Origin of the sequence: Mycolicibacterium peregrinum, from assembly GCF_001665625.1 — a bacterium.
Taxonomy (GTDB): domain Bacteria; phylum Actinomycetota; class Actinomycetes; order Mycobacteriales; family Mycobacteriaceae; genus Mycobacterium; species Mycobacterium peregrinum_B.
The window spans coordinates 1-18,310 of sequence record NZ_LZSY01000056.1 but is presented as its reverse complement, the minus strand read 5'-3'; the positions used below and the strand labels follow the sequence as shown (position 1 = coordinate 18,310).

15 protein-coding genes and 2 pseudogenes are annotated in these 18,310 nt (G+C 66.9%); 13 read left to right on the top strand and 4 right to left on the bottom strand.

What is annotated here, in order from left to right; genetic code table 11:
- Window positions 1–133: pseudogene (locus A5779_RS33450) on the bottom strand (3-dehydroquinate synthase); the annotation flags it as partial.
- A gap of 11 nt (window positions 134–144) precedes the next feature.
- Here A5779_RS33450 and A5779_RS32830 point away from each other — a divergent pair.
- Window positions 145–357: pseudogene (locus tag A5779_RS32830) on the top strand (3-dehydroquinate synthase); the annotation flags it as partial.
- Window positions 358–419: 62 nt separating this feature from the next.
- On the opposite strand, the gene A5779_RS07485 reads toward A5779_RS32830, so the two are convergent.
- Window positions 420–989 carry a B-4DMT family transporter gene (locus A5779_RS07485; protein WP_064880459.1) on the bottom strand — a complete coding sequence of 190 codons (570 nt, stop codon included), beginning with the start codon at window positions 987–989 and terminating at the stop codon, window positions 420–422.
- A gap of 33 nt (window positions 990–1,022) precedes the next feature.
- Here A5779_RS07485 and A5779_RS07480 point away from each other — a divergent pair, with 33 nt between their 5' ends.
- The 4 genes from A5779_RS07480 (at window position 1,023) to A5779_RS07465 (ending at window position 5,527) form a co-directional block, all read left to right on the top strand.
- Window positions 1,023–2,108 carry an aminopeptidase P family protein gene (locus tag A5779_RS07480; protein WP_064880457.1) on the top strand — a complete coding sequence of 362 codons (1,086 nt, stop codon included), beginning with the start codon at window positions 1,023–1,025 and terminating at the stop codon, window positions 2,106–2,108.
- 24 nt (window positions 2,109–2,132) lie between these two features.
- On the top strand, window positions 2,133–2,696 hold the full coding sequence (gene efp, locus A5779_RS07475) for an elongation factor P (RefSeq protein ID WP_029107488.1): 564 nt from the start codon (window positions 2,133–2,135) through the stop codon (window positions 2,694–2,696).
- A 2-nt stretch (window positions 2,697–2,698) separates the two neighbouring features.
- Window positions 2,699–3,187 carry a transcription antitermination factor NusB gene (gene nusB / locus A5779_RS07470; RefSeq protein WP_064880455.1) on the top strand — a complete coding sequence of 163 codons (489 nt, stop codon included), beginning with the start codon at window positions 2,699–2,701 and terminating at the stop codon, window positions 3,185–3,187.
- A gap of 90 nt (window positions 3,188–3,277) precedes the next feature.
- Window positions 3,278–5,527, top strand: coding sequence for a molybdopterin-dependent oxidoreductase (locus A5779_RS07465; RefSeq protein ID WP_064880453.1), 2,250 nt, complete (start codon window positions 3,278–3,280; stop codon window positions 5,525–5,527).
- Between the two features lie 129 nt (window positions 5,528–5,656).
- Here the strand turns inward: A5779_RS07465 and A5779_RS07460 are convergent, their stop codons facing one another.
- Window positions 5,657–7,159 carry an HNH endonuclease signature motif containing protein gene (locus A5779_RS07460; protein ID WP_082941574.1) on the bottom strand — a complete coding sequence of 501 codons (1,503 nt, stop codon included), beginning with the start codon at window positions 7,157–7,159 and terminating at the stop codon, window positions 5,657–5,659.
- A 289-nt stretch (window positions 7,160–7,448) separates the two neighbouring features.
- On the opposite strand from A5779_RS07460, the gene A5779_RS07455 reads away from it, so the two are divergent.
- From A5779_RS07455 to A5779_RS07430, 6 genes are read left to right on the top strand one after another with little or no spacing between them, the layout of a single operon-like run.
- Window positions 7,449–8,207 carry a GntR family transcriptional regulator gene (locus A5779_RS07455; RefSeq protein WP_236734679.1) on the top strand — a complete coding sequence of 253 codons (759 nt, stop codon included), beginning with the start codon at window positions 7,449–7,451 and terminating at the stop codon, window positions 8,205–8,207.
- A complete protein-coding gene (locus tag A5779_RS07450; RefSeq protein ID WP_064880452.1) occupies window positions 8,204–8,431 on the top strand; it encodes a 4Fe-4S dicluster domain-containing protein in 228 nt (75 codons plus the stop codon). Before A5779_RS07455 ends, A5779_RS07450 begins: the two co-directional genes overlap by 4 nt.
- Window positions 8,432–8,441: 10 nt before the next feature.
- Window positions 8,442–9,872 carry an ABC transporter substrate-binding protein gene (locus A5779_RS07445; protein WP_064880450.1) on the top strand — a complete coding sequence of 477 codons (1,431 nt, stop codon included), beginning with the start codon at window positions 8,442–8,444 and terminating at the stop codon, window positions 9,870–9,872.
- Window positions 9,869–10,729, top strand: a complete 861-nt coding sequence (locus tag A5779_RS07440; RefSeq protein ID WP_064880448.1) for an ABC transporter permease — start codon at window positions 9,869–9,871, stop codon at window positions 10,727–10,729. The genes A5779_RS07445 and A5779_RS07440 overlap by 4 nt, the downstream gene beginning before the upstream one ends.
- On the top strand, window positions 10,726–11,475 hold the full coding sequence (locus A5779_RS07435) for an ABC transporter ATP-binding protein (protein ID WP_064880446.1): 750 nt from the start codon (window positions 10,726–10,728) through the stop codon (window positions 11,473–11,475). The genes A5779_RS07440 and A5779_RS07435 overlap by 4 nt, the downstream gene beginning before the upstream one ends.
- A 5-nt stretch (window positions 11,476–11,480) precedes the next feature.
- On the top strand, window positions 11,481–14,156 hold the full coding sequence (locus tag A5779_RS07430) for a fumarate reductase/succinate dehydrogenase flavoprotein subunit (RefSeq protein ID WP_064880463.1): 2,676 nt from the start codon (window positions 11,481–11,483) through the stop codon (window positions 14,154–14,156).
- A 4-nt stretch (window positions 14,157–14,160) separates the two neighbouring features.
- Here the strand turns inward: A5779_RS07430 and A5779_RS07425 are convergent, their stop codons facing one another.
- Complete coding sequence (locus A5779_RS07425; protein WP_064880445.1) at window positions 14,161–15,567, bottom strand: aldehyde dehydrogenase family protein; 1,407 nt, start codon at window positions 15,565–15,567, stop codon at window positions 14,161–14,163.
- A gap of 319 nt (window positions 15,568–15,886) precedes the next feature.
- Between A5779_RS07425 and A5779_RS07420 the strand changes: the two genes are divergently transcribed.
- Together A5779_RS07420 and A5779_RS07415 are read left to right on the top strand one after the other, a co-directional pair.
- On the top strand, window positions 15,887–16,381 hold the full coding sequence (locus tag A5779_RS07420) for a DinB family protein (RefSeq protein WP_064880461.1): 495 nt from the start codon (window positions 15,887–15,889) through the stop codon (window positions 16,379–16,381).
- Window positions 16,382–16,468: 87 nt separating this feature from the next.
- Window positions 16,469–18,310 (top strand): ATP-binding protein (locus A5779_RS07415; protein ID WP_064880442.1); only part of this gene is annotated, 1,842 nt, incomplete at its 3' end.

Here is an 18,310-nt window from a genome sequence, read left to right as displayed (position 1 = left end):
AGTCCATCAGCTGGGGCAGGGCATCGCCGTCGTAGCTGACAGGCAACCCGAGTGCGGTCAGCACCGAGCGGTGCCGCTCGGCCGTCTTGTCGTCGAGACGTCCGGCCAACCGGCCCAATTCGGCCGCGAACACCAATCCCACCGACACGGCGGCACCGCTCGGTGCTGACCGCACTCGGGTTGCCTGTCAGCTACGACGGCGATGCCCTGCCCCAGCTGATGGACTACATGGCGGGCGACAAGAAGAACCGCTCGGGAGTGCTGCGGTTCGTCGTGCTCGACGGGCTGGCCAAGCCTGGCCGGCTGGAAGGCCCGGATCCGTCACTATTGGCGGCCGCATACGCAGAAGTGGCGCGGGCGATCAGGCCCGCGCCACTCGCGACTGAATTCTCGTTCTGCCCTTGCGGGCAGCGGACTGGCTACTGCTTGGGCTGCTCGGGGTACTCGATGGCCTGGGTGGTGTCGTCGGTGCTCTCGGTGGCGCCGTTGGCGCTCACGGCGGCGAACACATCGGTGTCGGCGCGGTCTTCTGCGGCCAGGCCGTGGTGACGCTGGCGGGGCTGCGGCGGTGCCTTGCGGTCAACCAGCCAGCGGCCCACCGTCACGCCTGCCACGCCGAGCAGGAACGTCAGCAGGGCGGTGAACGCTGCGAACGTGGTCACCTCGTTGAGCAGCGCGTCGGTGTAGAGGCTCTTGTAGAAGAGGCCGATGAACCACGCCACGGCGCCGCTGACGACGCCGGCGAACAGGCCGGCGATCAGCCAGGTCATCGCCATGTCGGCACGACGATCCGGATCCGGATTGGCGCGCGCGTCGCTCTGGCCGTCGAGAAGGCCCCAGATCAGCACGCCGATTCCGAACAACGTGACCAGGCCCAGGCTGAACCAGGTGGCATTACCCGGCGAGGCGTTGATCAGTGCTCCTTGCAGTAAGCGCACGATGACCATCGCTGTTGCGAACACCACTCCGCGCAGTAACCACTTGCTCATGGGGGCACACTGTAGCGAGTAGCGTCACAGACCGTGACTATTTCCCAGCGCAGGGACCGACTGCGGCGTCGACTGGCCGAGCGGGGTCTGGACGCGATGTTGGTAACTGACCTGGTCAACGTGCGTTATCTGTCCGGATTCACCGGGTCGAACGCGGCCCTGCTGATCCTCGCCGAGGATGTCGTGCCGGTGCTGGCCACCGATGGGCGCTACCGCACGCAGGCCGCGCAGCAGTCTCCGGACGCCGAAGTGGTCATCGAGCGGGCATGCGGGTCGCATCTGGCCGGGCGCGCCGCCCGCGCCGGTGCCCTGCGGTTGGGTTTCGAGAGCCATGTGGTGACCGTGGACGCCTATGCGGCGCTGAAGAAGGCTGCCGGCGACACGGTCGAGTGGATCCGCGCGGCGGGCACGGTCGAGGCGCTGCGTGAGGTCAAGGACGCGGGGGAGATCGCGATGCTGCGGTTGGCCTGCGAGGCCGCCGACGCGGCGCTGATGGACCTGCTTGAGCGTGGTGGCCTGCGTCCCGGCCGCACCGAGCGCGAGGTTCGAAACGAGCTGGAGGCCCTGATGCTCGATCACGGCGCCGATGGCCCGTCGTTCGAGACGATCGTGGCGGTGGGCGCGAATTCCGCCATCCCGCACCACCGGCCCACGGATGCGGTGCTGGCCGCGGGTGACTTCGTGAAGATCGATTTCGGTGCGCTCGTCGCCGGCTACCACTCCGATATGACGCGCACGTTCGTGCTGGGCCCGGCGGCCGACTGGCAGCGCGACATCTATGGGCTGGTGGCCACCGCGCAGCAGGCGGGGTGCGACGCGTTGGCCCCCGGAGTGTCGCTGAGCGCGGTGGACGCCGCATCACGCCAGGTCATCGCCGATGCCGGGTACGGCGACAACTTCGGCCACGGACTCGGACACGGTGTCGGGCTGCAGATCCACGAAGCGCCGGGAATCAATGCCGCTGCCGCCGGTACACTGCTTGCTGGCTCTGCGGTCACCGTTGAGCCTGGTGTCTACTTGCCCGATCGCGGCGGTGTCCGGATCGAGGACACCCTGGTCGTCGGAGAGTCGGCACCCGACCTGCTTACCCGGTTCCCCAAGGAACTGGCCATTTTGTGACAAAAGCTTAGGAGCTACACCCTCATGGCATCGACTGCCGACTTCAAGAACGGGCTCGTCCTGCAGATCGACGGACAGCTGTGGCAGATCGTCGAATTCCAGCACGTCAAACCGGGCAAGGGTCCGGCCTTCGTGCGGACGAAGCTGAAGAACGTGGTGTCCGGCAAGGTCGTCGACAAGACGTACAACGCCGGCGTGAAGGTGGAGACGGCCACCGTCGACCGGCGCGACGCAACATACCTGTACCGCGATGGCAGCGACTTCGTCTTCATGGATTCCGAAGACTTCAACCAGCATCCCCTGTCCGAGGCGCTGGTCGGCCGGTTGGCCGACTTCCTGCTGGAGAGCCTGCCCGTGCAGATCGCCTTCCACGACGGTGTTCCGCTGTACCTGGAACTGCCGGTGTCCGTCGAGCTCGAGGTGTCCCACACCGAGCCGGGTCTGCAGGGTGACCGCTCGAGCGCCGGCACCAAGCCCGCCACCATGGAGACCGGTGCCGAGATCCAGGTTCCGTTGTTCATCAACACCGGCGACAAGCTGAAGGTCGACACCCGCGACGGCAGCTACCTCGGCCGCGTGAATGGCTGAGCATGCCTGATCGCCGTGGCGACCGGGGCCGTCACCAGGCCCGCAAGCGCGCCGTCGACCTGCTGTTCGAGGCCGAGGCCCGCGGTCTGACGCCGGAGGCGGTGGCCGACGGCCGTGCCGCGCTGGCCGAGGATCAGCCCGACGTCACCCCGCTCAACCCCTACACGGTGTCGGTGGCGCGCGGCGTCACCGAGCACTCCGCCCACATCGACGATCTCATCTCGGCGCATCTGCAGGGATGGACGTTGGAGCGACTTCCCGCCGTGGACCGGGCCATCCTGCGGGTGGCCGTCTGGGAGCTGCTGCATGCCGAGGACGTTCCCGAGCCGGTGGCCGTCGACGAAGCCGTCGAGCTCGCCAAAGAGCTGTCCACCGATGAGTCACCCGGCTTCGTCAATGGCGTTCTGGGCCAGGTGATGCTGGTGACCCCGCAGATCCGCGCTGCCGCCGCGGCCGTGCAGGGCGCGGCTCAGGATCGCCCCGAGCAGTAGTAGCTGTCCCGAACAACGGGATACCGGCGTCGTTCGGTGCCACGATGTTGTTACGTGTGTGGTCACACGTAACAACATCGGAGGCCGCTGATGGGACATGAGCCGGGAAGTATCGCGGATATCGGCGAGGACGGCCTGCATCTCCACGCCTGCCCGCTGTGTGAGGCAATGTGCGGCTTGGAGATTCAGGTCTCCGCCGGTTTGGTGGCGAGCGTCCGGCCCAACAAGTCCGACGAGTGGAGCGCGGGGCACATCTGCCCGAAAGGCGCGTCGCTGGCCGCGCTGCACGACGACCCGGACCGGATCCGCCGGCCCATGATCAAGATCGACGGCCAGTGGCACGAGGTCGACTGGGACACCGCGTTCCGCCGCTGCACCGAACTGCTCGCGCCCGTCATCGAGAAGTACGGCATCGGCGCGGTCGCGGCATACACCGGCAACCCACTGGCACACTCGTTCTCACTGTCGCGCTATTCGGCTGTCCTGCTCGGCCTGTCCGGGATGCCGATCACCTACTCGCCCGGGACCATCGACCAGTGGCCGAAGAATCTTTCGTCGCACCTGATGTACGGCAGTTGGTGGGCATTCCCGACCCCCGACATCCAGCGCACCGATCTGCTGGTGGTGATGGGCGCCAATCCCGCGGCGTCACAGGGTTCGTTGCTGGCCGCGCCTGACGTGATGGGCATCATCGGCGGTATCCGCAAGCGCGGCAAGGTGATCGTCATCGACCCGGTGCGCACCGCCACCGCCGCCAAGGCCGACGAGTGGCTGCCGATCACGCCCGGCACCGATGCGGCACTGCTGCTCGGGATCGTCCACACCGTGTTCGACGAAGACCTGGTCAACCTCGGCGACCTGGAGCGCCACCTCGACGGGGTGTCGACGCTGCAACAGGTGGTGGCCGAATGGTCACCCGAAAAAGTCTCTGCCGCAACAGGTATCGATGCAGAGCGGATTCGAGGTCTGGCCCGTGAACTGGCGGGCACACCGCGCGCAGTGGTCTACGGCCGGATCGGTACCTGCAACCAGGAGTTCGGCAGCCTGGCCAGCTGGCTGGTGGATGTGGTCAACATCGTCACCGGCCACTTCGACACTCCCGGCGGCTCCATGTTCGCCACCCCGACCGCCTGGACCGTCACCAGTCAGCCGATCCCGGGCCTGGAGGACGGGGCACCGAACTTCGGCCGCTACCGCACTCGTGTGCGCGGAGCCAAAGAGGTGATGGGCCAGGTCCCGGTGTCGTGCATGCTCGAAGAGATCGTCACTCCCGGCGAGGGGCAACTCAAGGCGCTGATCACGGTCGCCGGAAACCCGGTGCTGTCCACTCCGGGCGGCGACAAGCTCGACGAGGCGCTGCCGCAGCTCGACGCGATGATCTCGGTGGATCTGTGGCTCAACGAGACCACCAAGCACGCCGATGTGATCCTGCCCGGTGCCTCGGCGCTGGAGCAGCCCCATTCCGCCGATCTGCTGCTGGGTGCGGCGATCAACAGCTTCGCGCGCTACTCGCCGCCGGTGTTCCATCGCGAAGACCCAGATGCTCCCGAGGAATGGGAGATCCTGATCCGTCTGACCGGGTTGTGCACCGGCACTGCGGCCGAGGACGTCGACGTCGCCGCGCTCGACGACGGTTGGTTCGACTACCTGTGCTTCACCCAGGGGCTCGACGGCGCCGAGATCCGTAAGCATTACGACCACGGCGGGCCGGAACGCATGCTCGATCTGACGCTGAGGACCGCCGCGTTCGGCGACCGGTACGGCGAGAACCCGGACGGCCTGACATTGGAGAAGCTCAAGTCCCATCCGGACGGAATCAACTTCGGCCCGATGGTGCCCCGGGTGCCCGAGGTGCTCGGCACCTCTGACAAGAAGATCCGGATTGCACCGCAATACCTGCTCGACGACCTGCCCCGGTTGGCCGAGCGACTGGATCGCGCCTCCGACGATCTGGTGCTCGTCAGCCGGCGACATCTGCGCTCCAACAACTCCTGGTTGCACAACGTCGGCTCGCTGATGAAGGGCCGAGACCGGTGCACCCTGCTGATGCACAGCCGCGACGCCGCCGAGCGCGGTATCTCCGACGGCGACGCCGCAGAAGTGGCGTCGACCGCAGGCAAGATCGTGGTGCCCGTGGAGGTGACCGACGCGATCAAACCCGGTGTGGTGTCCATGCCGCACGGCTGGGGACACGGCCAGCCCGGTACCCGACTCGGCGTCGCCAACGCCGCACCCGGGGTGAACACCAACATCCTGTCGCTGCCGGATTTCATCGACGAGCCGTCCGGTAATGGTGCGCTCAACGGAATCCCGGTGACAGTCAGCCGGACGACGATCTAGCGGCGAGGGACGAGCTGCGCTGAGGAGTGCGGCAAGTCCGGCCCAGCCGGACGACGATCTAGCGGCGAGGGACGAGCCGCGGACTCAATCACTTTGTGCGTCAGCGTGGTTGCGATAAGCGGGCCGGTTCTACCCGTCAGCGGCTTCGTCCGGGGGTATCAATAGTTCTTCGGGGTGGAAGTGGTGGTTGAGGGTGTCTTGGCCGGTGTCCATCAGCGGCGGTGGATGCCAGTGGATGCGGCCGGTGTCGGGGTCGACGCTGGTGGTCCAGCCCAGTCCGACGAGGCGGTTGTCAGGACCGCAGCTCAGGGCGAGGGCGGGGGCGTCGGTGCGTCCGCCGTGTCGCCAGTCGGCTTTGGCATGGTGCGCCTCGCAGTAGTCTGCCGGTGCGGTGCAACCCGGGCGGGTACATCCGCGGTCTCGGTTGTAGAGCAGGAGCCGCTGCGCTTTCGTGGCCAATCGTTTGGTGCGGGCCATGTAGAGCGGTTCGGCGGTGTGGTGGTCGTAGACGACGAGGTAGTGGTAGCTGTGCGATGCCAGCCGGAGGAGGTCTGTCATCGGCATCCGGATGCCCGCCCCGGTGACGGCGATGCCGACTCCGGCTTCCAGTTCGGCCAGGGTGGTGGAGACGACCACGGTGACCGGGAGGCCACCGTGCTGGCCCAGCCGTTTGGACATCAGTAGTTCGCGCAGCGCGGCTTTGAGTGCGTCATGGTTGCGTTGCGCCTGGGTTCGCGTGTCGCGGTCGGCGGCGGCCTGCTGCTCTTGCTGAGCATGCTGGTCTGGCGATGTGGCGGTGGTGCCGGCGGCAGCCACTTCGGGCTCGGCTTCAACGTCAGCGGCCTCGGCATCGGGGGCATCTGGAATGTCCAGTGGGTTGGGTGTCGGGTTGTGGACCGGTTGTGGGTCATTGGGGTTGTTGATGCCCGGTGCGCCCCACACGCCGGTGACGGTGGTCAGATACGACGCGGTCTCGGGGTCCAGCCAGCCCTGCACGTGCACCAGTCCGTCGGCATCTTGTTTGCCGATACGCAGCCCACGCAGGTGTGCTGCGACATCGGGACTATCGCCGTCCTGGTTCAGCAGGTACAGAAGTTTGTCGGCAGCGGCCTTGAGGGTTTCGGGAGTGTCGCGGGTCGCCGCGGCCACCAGGTCCGACTCGATGGAGGCGAGTTCGGTTGGGCCGACGTACTTTTCCGCTTCCGCCATCGTGTGGCGGATGATCGTGATGTGTTCGGTGTTGATCGACCCTGACCGAAGCGCCTCCGCGCATGCGGGCAGCGTGGGCTCCAACACCTCGCCGGTGAGGCCATATCGGGGCCCGAGATCTGCGGCCGCGGCCACTCGGCGCGAGGCTTCCTTGCGGCTGATCCGCATCCGGGTGGCAAGGACGTCAGTCCATGACTTTCCGCCGATCTCGCGTGGACTGGTCCGAGCCGTCAGCGCCGACTGGATGCGGTGATCGACCGTCGCCTGCGCTCTGGCCTGCCGCTCGCGCTCGGACTGGATAGCCAGTAGCTCCGCAGTATCGAATCCGGTGAAATCGACATCGACCAACGTCGCGGTCGCGGCCAGCTGGTCGGCGAGAGCGGTTTGTACCGCGTCCCGGTTCTGCGCCAATCCGACCTTCATATATCGAACACTAGTTCGATTGACCGACAAGAATTCGCTGTTTGGGACCGATGTGGCCACAGTGGCCAGAGTTTTTTGAGTCGGCCCGCCGGCGGCCCCGAGCCTGCCCAAACGACGTTTCGATCATCGCGATTTGTAAATTCTCCGCACGGCCGCGGTGGCGCAATGCGAGCTGCGACGGCAGTTTCGCCAGGTACCGAACGTCGGCGGGCGGCGCAATCAGTTAACCTGCGTAAACGGCAGATTCGCCGCACTGCGACACCCTGAAATCGCCGCTTACCGTGAGTGCGTGTCGTCGCAGCCCGAAGCCCATCCCATATCGCTGCCGAGTCGTCGTGCGCGTGCTGATCAAGCCCGCCAGGTGGCCGACGTTCTGCGCCACCAGATCTACGAAGGCACCTACGACCGGGCGCTGCCGTCCGAGGCGGACTTGGCTGCCGAGTTCTTCGTTTCCCGCAACACCATCCGTGAAGCCCTGGCCGTCCTCAAGAACGAAGGTCTGATCGACCGCGGCACCAAGGTCGGCACGCACGTGGCGGCCAGAAAGTACGACCACGGCCTCGACGCGTTGGTGGGGCTGAAGGAAACGTTCAAGGACTACGGCGACGTCCGCAACGAAGTGAGGGCCGTTCAGCGGCTGTCGGCCCCGCCTGCGGTGGCCCGCAAGCTGGCGCTCGAACCCGGTGCGCAGGTCGTGTTCATCGAGCGCCTGCGCTACCTCGCCGATCTGCCGGTGTCGCTGGATCTGACCTACCTGGCTCCTGAGATCGGTGAGCAGGTGATCGACCATCCGCTGGAGAGCAACGACATCTTCGCGCTCATCGAACGGGTCAGCGGGCGCCGGCTGGGCGGGGCAAGCCTTGCCCTGGAAGCGGTTTCGGCTGACGCGCACACGGCCGCCATGTTGCAGGTGCCCGCCGGATCGGCCCTGTTGATGTCGGAACGGCTGACCAGTCTGGATGACGGGACGCCCGTCGACCTGGAATACATCAGGATGCGTGGTGACCGAATCACCATGCGAGGCAACCTTGTTAGGAGAGACGCATGACACTGGTCAATCAGCGCGCCGATGTCCCGGTGACCATCGACGAATCCCTGTGTATCGAGGGCTGCACACTGTGCGTCGACGTGTGTCCGCTGGATTCGCTGGCCATCAGTCCCGAGAACGGTAAGGCCTTCATGCACGTCGACGAGTGCTGGTACTGCGGGCCCTGCGCGGCTCGCTGTCCCACCGGCGCCGTCACCGTCAACATGCCCTATCTCATCCGCTAGAGGACCCGATGTGAAAACAGCCCTGATCGCCCTCACCGCCGGTCTCACGCTCGCGACCGCTGGTTGCTCCCTGGACTCGGCGACGAAATCGGCCGATACCGTCGACGTCGTCGTCGGCTACCAGTCCAAGACCATCAACACGGTGACCGCCGGAACGTTGTTGCGCGCCCAGGGATACCTGGAGCGCCGCTTGGCCGACATCACCACCCGCACCGGCACCAAGTACAACGTGACGTGGCAGGACTACGACACCGGAGCGCCGATCACCGCGCAGATGGTCGCCGAGAAGATCGACATCGGGTCCATGGGTGACTACCCGATGCTCATCAACGGGTCCAAGACGCAGGCCAACGAACGCGCCAAGACCGAGATCGTCTCGGTCACCGGGTACAACCCGAAGGGTGCGCTGAACATGGTTGTGGTGGCGCCGGATTCACCGGCAAAGTCGTTGACCGATCTGGCCGGCAAGAAGGTCTCGGCCAGCGTCGGATCCGCCGGCCACGGCATGTTGGTGCAGGCGCTCGGCAAGGCCGGCGTCGACGCCAAGACCGGTGTGGAGGTGCTCAACCAGCAGCCGCAGGTCGGCGCCTCCTCGCTGGAATCGGGTCAGGTTCAGGCACTCTCACAGTTCGTCGCCTGGCCCGGGCTGTTGGTCCAACAGGGCAAGGCCAAACTGCTCTACGACGGAGCCGAGTTGAACTACCCGACCCTGCACGGAGTGGTGGTGCGCCGGGCGTACGCGGCCGACCATCCCGAAGTGCTCGACGCGTTCCTGCAGGCACAACTGGATGCCACAGACTTCCTCAACACCAAGCCGTTGGAGGCGGCCCGCCTCGTGGCCGAGGGCAGTGGGCTGCCGCAGGAGGTCGTCTACCTGTACAACGGGCCGGGCGGAACCTCGTTCGACACCACACTCAAGCCGTCGCTGGTCGACGCACTCAAAGGCGATGTGCCCTACCTGAAGTCGATCGACAACTTCGCCGACCTCGACGTGACCGGTTTCGTGCAGGATGCACCGTTGCGGGCGGCGTTCGCGACGCGTGGTCAGGACTACGACAAGGCGCTGGGGTCGAACGTCAACCCCTCGGCGTTGAGCGGCACCGACCCGGTGTGCCACACCGCTGTCGACAATCCCGCCACCGCAGGCGAACTGTGGCTCGACGGGTCTGATGCCACCACCGCGGCCGCGACGCCGGTCTGCCTGCTCAAGGCGATCCGACAGGCAGAGGGTGAGGGCAAGAAGGTCCGCGCCGCCTACATCTCCGACGCCGAACTCGGTACGCGATGGTTCGCCGACAAGGCGGTGTGGGTGCGCCTGCCGGAGTCGGGCGCCGAAGGTTACCTGCCGTTCGGTACCCAGGCCGGCGCCGAACGTTATGCCGCAGCGCATCCCGGCGCGGCGATCGTCGATTACCGGCAAGCGTTGGCAGGTGCGGTGTGACCACCACCGATGCCGCTCCGGCCGCGGTCAGCGACCCGCCGGCCGCGCCGGAAGCCCGAAGCGCCCGCCGCACGCCCTCAGTCTGGCGGCATCGCCTGATCCGCCTGACGTCGGTGGTGAGCGCCATCGTGCTGTGGCAGCTGTTGACGGCCAACGACGTGCGGTTCGGGCTACGGTTCGACACGCTGCCCACGGTCACCGAAATCACCGCCGCCCTGGTGAACCGGTTCGGCACTCCGGAGTACTGGCTGGACCTCGGCCAGTCGCTGATCCGGATCCTCACCGGATTCGGAATCGCCGCGGTGGTCGGGGTGATCACCGGAATCCTGCTGGGGCGCACTGCCTTGTTCGCCGACATCTTCGGTCCGCTCACGGAACTGGCCCGGCCGATCCCGGCGATCGCCATTGTGCCCGTGGCCATCCTGTTGTTTCCCAGCGACGAGGCGGGGATCGTCTTCATCACGTTCCTCGCGGCCTACTTCCCGATCATGGTCAGCGTCCGGCATGCGGTGCGTGCGCTTCCGACCATCTGGGAGGACTCGGTCCGCACGCTGGGTGGTGGTCGGCTCGATGTCCTCCGCCAGGTGGTGCTGCCCGGCATCCTGCCGGGACTGTTCGGCGGGCTCTCGGTCGGCATGGGCGTGGCCTGGATCTGTGTGATCTCGGCCGAGATGATCTCGGGCCGCCTGGGTGTGGGCTACCGCACCTGGCAGGCCTACACGGTGCTGAACTACCCCGACGTTTTCGTCGGCATCATCACGATCGGTGTGCTCGGCTTCCTGACCGCCGCGGCGGTCGAGCTGATCGGCCGTCGGGCCACCCGTTGGCTGCCACGCGGTGAGGAGAGCGTGCGATGACCACAACCCTTGCCGGCACGGGACTGCAGCTGGAGCTCGACGGAATCACGTTGTCCTACACGGGTTCCCCGGTAATCGAGAATCTGAGCCTCACGGTAAAGCCCGGCGAGATCCTGGTGCTGACCGGCCCCTCGGGATGCGGTAAGTCCACGGTGCTGCGTGCGCTCACCGGGCTGCTGCGGCCCGACGGCGGCCGGGTGCTGGCCGACGGCGAACCGGTCACCACCACCTCCCGTGACCGCGGCATGGTGTTCCAGGACAGCGCCCTGCTGCCGTGGCGCACGGTGCGGTCCAACATCGAACTCGCCCTGCAGTTGCGGGGTGAGCCGAAAGCCAACCGTCGCGAGCGGGCCGATCGCTGGATCGCCGAAGTCGGCCTGTCTGGCTTCGCCGATTTCCTGCCGAAGAACCTCTCCGGCGGAATGCGGCAGCGGGTCCAGCTCGCCCGTGGGCTGGCCGGTGCCCCCCGCGCGGTGATGATGGACGAGCCATTTGCCGCGCTGGACACCCAGACCCGGGCAGCCATGCAGCGGTTGCTGATCGACACATGGAAAGCGCACCCGACGACGATCGTGTTCGTCACTCACGACGTCGACGAGGCACTGATCCTCGGTGACCGGGTCGCTGTGCTCGGTCGTGCCGGGCAGCCGTTGCGCGCCCTCATCGAGGTGGGCCAGCCCCGAACCGACCATCCCGAACGATCCGCGCTACGCGCCGAGATCATTGCCGCCTTGGAGCAACCTTGACCGAATTGACCGAGATTCCCGACGTCGAAAACGCGATCCGGATCGACTGCGATGTACTGGTGATCGGCGGGGGCACCGCCGGCACCATGGCTGCTTTGACCGCGGCCGAGAACGGTGCCCAGGTGCTGCTGTTGGAGAAGGCGCACGTGCGGCACTCGGGTGCATTGGCCATGGGGATGGACGGCGTCAACAACGCCGTCATCCCCGGCAAGGCCGAGCCCGAGGACTATGTCGCCGAGATCACCCGGGCCAACGACGGAATCGTCAACCAGCGCACCGTATATCAGACCGCTACTCGCGGATTCGCCATGGTGCAGCGGCTTGAGCGGTACGGCGTCAAGTTCGAGAAGGACGAGCACGGCGAGTACGCCGTACGCCGCGTGCACCGATCCGGCTCCTATGTGTTGCCGATGCCCGAGGGCAAGGACGTCAAAAAGGCTCTGTACCGGGTGCTGCGGCAACGGTCTATGCGGGAGAAGATCCGCATCGAGAACCGGTTCATGCCGGTGCGCGTGCTCACCGACGGGGGGAGAGCGGTCGGCGCGGTCGCATTCAACACCCGCACAGGCGAATTCGTCACCGTCGCGGCCAAGGCTGTGATTCTGTCCACCGGAGCGTGCGGCCGTCTCGGACTGCCGGCCTCGGGATATCTGTACGGCACCTACGAGAATCCGACCAATGCCGGTGACGGATACGCGATGGCCTACCACGCCGGCGCTGAACTTTCGGGAATCGAGTGCTTCCAGGTCAATCCGCTGATCAAGGACTACAACGGCCCGGCCTGCGCCTACGTGGCCAACCCGTTCGGCGGCTATCAGGTCAATGCGCTGGGGGAGCGGTTCGTCGACTCCGACTACTGGTCGGGCCAGATGATGGCCGAGGTGAAAGAGGAGATCGAATCGGCCCGTGGACCGATCTACCTCAAGGTCAGCCACCTGCCCGACGAGACGCTGACCACGCTGGAGAACATCCTGCACACTACCGAACGGCCCACCCGCGGAACGTTCCACGCGAACCGCGGGCATGACTACCGCACCCACGACATCGAGATGCACATCTCCGAGATCGGTTTGTGCTCTGGTCATTCCGCCTCGGGTGTATGGGTGGACGAGCATGCGCGCACCACCGTCCCCGGCCTGTACGCTGCCGGTGACTTGGCGTGCGTGCCGCACAACTACATGATCGGCGCCTTCGTCTACGGTGACCTCGCCGGTGAGCACGCGGCCTCCACGCTGTCGGAAGTGGCGGCGCCACAGCAGCTTCCGGCCGATCAGGTGGCCGAGGCTCACGAGCTCATCTACCGTCCGCTGCGGCACCCGGACGGTCCGCCGCAGCCGCAGGTCGAGTTCAAGCTGCGCCGGTTCGTCAACGACTATGTGGCGCCGCCGAAGACCGCCACCAAGCTCTCGATCGCGGTACAGACATTCGAACGGATGGAGGCCGAGGTCGAGGGGATCGGAGCCCGCACGCCGCACGAGTTGATGCGTGCTGCTGAGGTGTCCTTCATCCGCGACTGCGCGGAGATGGCGGCGCGTTCGTCGTTGACCCGAACCGAATCGCGTTGGGGTCTCTACCACGAGCGGGCAGATCTGCCCCAGCGGGACGACCAGCAGTGGCGCTACCACCTGAACCTCTACAAGGGCGACGACGGCACCATGCAGTTCGTGAAGCGGCCGGTGGCACCGTATTTCGTCGCGGTTCCCGAGTTGGACCACCTGACCTCGCAGGACCCGGTGACGACGGTCGAGCAGCCGCACCTGCACGGCGGCCGGGCCCCGGCTGTCGAACGGTCCCGCGTCCGGACCACCGACTCCGGGCAGCCGCCGTCGCCACGGATCGCCGCGGTGCTGGCGTTGGAGGAGCCCACGCTGGAGGATCTGAGCAGCTACCTGACCGACGCGGACGCCGGTGTGCGCCGTACCGCGGTCGCCACTCTCGTCGAGTATCTGCCCGACGGGTACCAGCCCGTGTTGGTGGCCGCGCTGGCAGACGACGACGCCGGGGTGCGGCGCGAGACCGCCGACGCGGTCCGTGAACTCGTCGAGGTCCTGCCGGATCCGGGCGCTTTCGCCGATCGACTGGAGTCCGCGGACCCGGTGGTCCGTGCCGTGACGGTTTACCTGCTGAGTTCCCGGCGCGTCGGTGGCGCCGAGGCGTACCGGGTCGCGTCGACCGACATCGATCACCGGGTTCGGATCGAAGCAGTGCGCGCCCTGGTGTCGGTCGACGACCACACGGGCGTCGCGGGAGCCACGACCGACGAGAACCGGGAGGTGCGCATCGCCGCAGTGGGTGGCCTGGCGACCCTGCGGGCCGGTGCCGATGCGGTGCGCGTGGCACTCGACGACCCGGATCCGCTTGTCCGGGCAGCAGCCCTGGCCTCCCTCGGTGCGGTCGGTTGTACCGGTGACGACGTGGTCAGCGTCGAGAAGGCCTTCACCGAGTCGGCCTGGCAGATCCGTCAGGGCGCGGCCCGGGCGTTGGCTGGAGCCTTGCCGGAGGTGGCACTACCCACCCTGTCGCGGGCGCTCGAGGATCAGCACCTCGATGTCCGCAAGGCCGCGGTGCTGAGCCTGAGCCGGTGGGCGGATTCGGAGGGGGCGCGTCAGGCGCTGACCGTCGCGTTGGAGGACAGCGACGCCGATGTGCGGGCGTACGCGCGTCAAGCGCTGGCTGGTTGAGCGGTCAGAGTCCGATGTAGACCGATTTGGTGTTGAAATACGCCTCGAGTCCCTTCTTGCCGCGCTCACCGCCCCAGCCTGACTGCTTGTGGCCACAGATCGGCATGGAGGGATCCGCGGCCAACGCGGAGTTCACCCAGATCTGGCCGCCACGAAGGGAATTCGCGACGCGATGGGCACGGCTGAGGTTCTCGGTCCAGATCGCGCCGGCCAAGCCGTACTCGGTGTCGTTGGCGGCGGAGATCGCCTCTTCTTCTTCGTCGAAGGGAATCACCGAGCCGACCGGACCGAAGATCTCCTCGGTGATCAGCCGCATGTCGGGGGTGGTGTTGGTCATGATGGTCGCTTCGTAGAAGTAGCCCTTGCGGTCCATCGGCTTGCCGCCGGTGATCACCTCGGCGCCGCCGGCCACACCGTCGCTGACGATGCCCTCCACCCGCTTGCGCTGCTTCTCGCTGATCAACGGACCCAACACCGACGTGGGATCCTCGTAACCGCCCATCGGCAACATCTGGGCAAACCCCGCCAACCCTTCCACGACCTGGTCGTAGATCTTGCGTTGGACATAGATACGGGATGTGCAGGAACAGTTCTGGCCTGAACCAGCGAGCAGCCCCATGCCGGCGCCCATGATCGCTTTGTCGAGATTCGCATCGTCGAACATGATCAGCGGCGATTTCCCACCGAGTTCCAGCGTCAGGCGTTTGAGGTTGCCCGCAGCGGCCTTGACGATCAGCCGACCCACCTCCGTCGACCCGGTGAACGCGATCTTGTCTACGTCCGGGTGCGCGGTCAGCGCCGCGCCGGTGGTCTCGCCGTACCCGGTAATGACGTTGAGCACGCCGTCGGGCAATCCCGCCTCGCGGAAGATCTCTTCGAGCTTCAGCGCGGACAGCGGGGTTTCCTCAGCCGGCTTGAGCACTGCACTGCATCCCGCCGCCAGGGCCGGGGCGACCTTGAGCATGGCGACGAAAAATGGTCCGTTCCAAGGGATGATGAGACCCACGACGCCGACCGGCTCGAGCTGGGTGAAGGTGTGATACTCCTCGAAGTGGCCGAGCAGGCCGTCGGAGATGAGATTGGCCGCCTCGCCGTGGATCTTGCCAACCCAACCTGCGTAGTAGATGAGCATCTCATTGGCGACCTTGATGATCTGCTGGGCAGCGATTGCGTTCATGCCGTTGTCCCGCGCCTCGATCTCCGCGAGCTCCTCGGTGCGCGCTTTGATGATCTCGGCGGCGCGGAAAAGTACCTCGGCCCGGTGGGCGGCGGGCAGCTTGCGCCACACCCCTGATTCGAAGGTCTCCCGTGCCCGGGCCGCCGCGGCATCGACTGCGGCCTGATCCGAATCGGGGACCTCCGCGATCTGCTCCTCGTTGGAGGGGTTGAACACCGGGATGGAGCTGCTCACTTGATCCGTCCTTTCGCCGAGTCGCTCTGCGGGGCAGGCCTGGCACGTCGATTGCGAAAACTGTCGGTCTGCGCGCGAGGTCGCGGACAAACCACCGCGAGCTTATGCGCGTAAGTACCGAGCGTAAAGAGGTTTCTCCGTACCTGCGGTGAAAAGCGCCCGGACCGCCCGCACCCGCGTGTGTTCCCAAGCGACTGAAAGCGGCCAGACCCGCGCTCGGTCGAGCGTGACGGCAGCAACCGAGTATCGAAGTTTGTCATTGCTTGCCGGAACGGCAAGACGCGTGCCATCGGGCGCGGCCGTGCAGATACTGGGCAGGGTGGATACCAGCGAGCGCCGCAGGCACGACAGTCCGCCGCCGCGGACGGGCAACAGCGAATCCGAGGTATTGCGGGGGTTTCTCGACTATCTGCGCGCGTCGATCGCTGCGAAGGTCGACGGCGCGCCGGAACCGATGGCGCGTACATCGGAGGTGCCGTCGGGGACCACGCTGCTCGGCCTCCTGAAGCATCTGACCTATGTCGAACGGTGGATTTTTCTCGGGGACGACGTCACCGACTGGCAGGCGACGTTCTCCGTCGAACGGTCGGACCGCGCCGCCGACATCGTCGCCCGGTACCGGGAAGCCGTCGCGCGCGCCAACGAGGTACTCGACGAGTGCACCGATCTTGCGGCACCCGTTCCGCGATCCCGGCCGGGGCGCCCCGCGGCCAGCGCCCGATGGGCCCTGGCTCACATGATCGAAGAGACCGGCCGCCATGCCGGTCACGCCGACATCCTGCGCGAACTGATCGACGGCACCACCGGTCGATAACCCCGCGGGGGTCGCACCGCATCGCTGGCGGCATCGAAGTTCGTCGTTACCCGTGCTAACGACCGGGCCTCCGCCTAATCTCGATGCGTGCGACTCGCCTGGCCGCTGACAGGGCGGTTGGAGGAGAGCCGGCTGATCGATGCCGCGCTGGCCTCCACCGAACTGTCCGGGATCGTGATCTATGGAAGCGCAGGGGTTGGTAAGAGCCGTATCGCCCGAGAAGCGCTCGCGGTAGCAGACACCGGCGGTCACGAAACGCGCTGGACAGTCGGAACATCGGCCGCTCAAGGGTTGCCGCTGGGAACCTTCGCGCGGTGGGTGGGCACCTCGGACGCCGACAGTGTAGCGCTCGTCGGCCGCGTGATCGACGGCCTGACCGGAACCTCCGACGGCCGGCCGGTACTCGTGTGCGTCGACGATGCACACCTGCTCGACGGGTTGTCGGGCTTCGTCCTGCAGCAGATCGTCCAGCGCGGCGCCGCCAAGCTCCTGTTGACCGTTCGCACGGGTGCACCGGTACCTGCCGAGGTGCTGACTGCGTGTGACCGCGGCCGGTTCGAGCGGTTGGACCTGCAGCCGTTGTCCCGAGACGAGTCGACGCGGCTGTTGACCGCCGCGCTCGACGGCCCGCCGGACGAGGACGCAGCGGCACGGCTGTGGCGGCTGACCCGGGGCAACGTGCTGTACCTGCGAAACATCGTCGAGCAGGAAGTCGCGCAGGGACGTCTCGCGTATCGGCAGGGCTACTGGCGGTGGGCCGGCGATCCGGTGATCCCGCCGAGCCTGGTCGAATTGATCGAGACGCGGATCGGTGCACTGCCACCGGCGGTGAGTGAGGTGGTCGACGTACTGGCGGTGGCCGAGCCGATCCAGCTGCATCGGCTGGCGGCAATCACCGATGCCGATGCGGTCGCGACGGCCGAGGCTCGTGGACTGATCACGATCGATCCCACCGACCGTGAGGTCCGCGTGGCGCACCCGTTGTACGCCGAGGTGCGGCGCAACCGGGTGCCGGGTTCTCGGCTGCGCCGCCTGCGAGGGCTGGTGGCCACCGCGCTCGGCGACCGGGACGACCGCGACTCCATGCGGGTGGTGGTGCGGCGAGCCGCACTGATGCTCGATTCGGATCTCGCGCCCGACCCCGAGTTGCTGACTCGGGCCGCACAGGGCGCGGTGTGGTTGTCCGATCTGGCACTGGCCGACCGGCTGGCTCATGGAGCAATCTCCGCCGGAGCCGGCGTAGAGGCGAATTTCATTCGCGCCCATGCCTTGTCGTGGCTCAGCCGGGGCGAGGAGTCGGACGCGATTCTCGATGCGATCGGGACCGCCGAGCTCGACGGCGACGGCCGCGCCCGGCTGGCCTTCCTACGTGCGTCAAACCTGCTGTGGTCACTGGCCGATCCGGAGGGCGCCAAGCGGCACGTCGACGATGCGGCGGCGGACATTCCGGCTGCTGCCCGGGCCGGCATCGACGCGTTCTACACGGTGTACTGGGCTGCCATCGGATGTCCAGCGCGAGCCGCGACAGCATCCAGCGGCCTGGACCTCGATGCGCTGCCCGCCATCGTGGGTGCGGTCACGGCGTGGGCCGTGACCGTGTCGTGTGGCGACGCAGGGCGTGCCGACGATGCGGTCGCCGCCGCCCGGGCCGGCTACCGCATCACCGAGCGTTCCTTCGATGCCGCGCATATGAGATTCGTCATCGCCGACGCGCACATCGGTGCGCTGCTACTGGCCGGGCGGATCGGTGAGGCGCGTGAGGAAGCCGACCAACTGAGCCGTCAGGCCGCCGAACTGCCCGGGGCAGCGCAGCTGTTCGGCGTCGCGCTGACGGGTCGCGCCGCGGCGGGGGCCGGGCAGCTCGGCGCCGCGGCTGAACTGCTGGATCCGGTGGTCGAGACGATGCGGGCCGCGGGGGAGACCAACGGA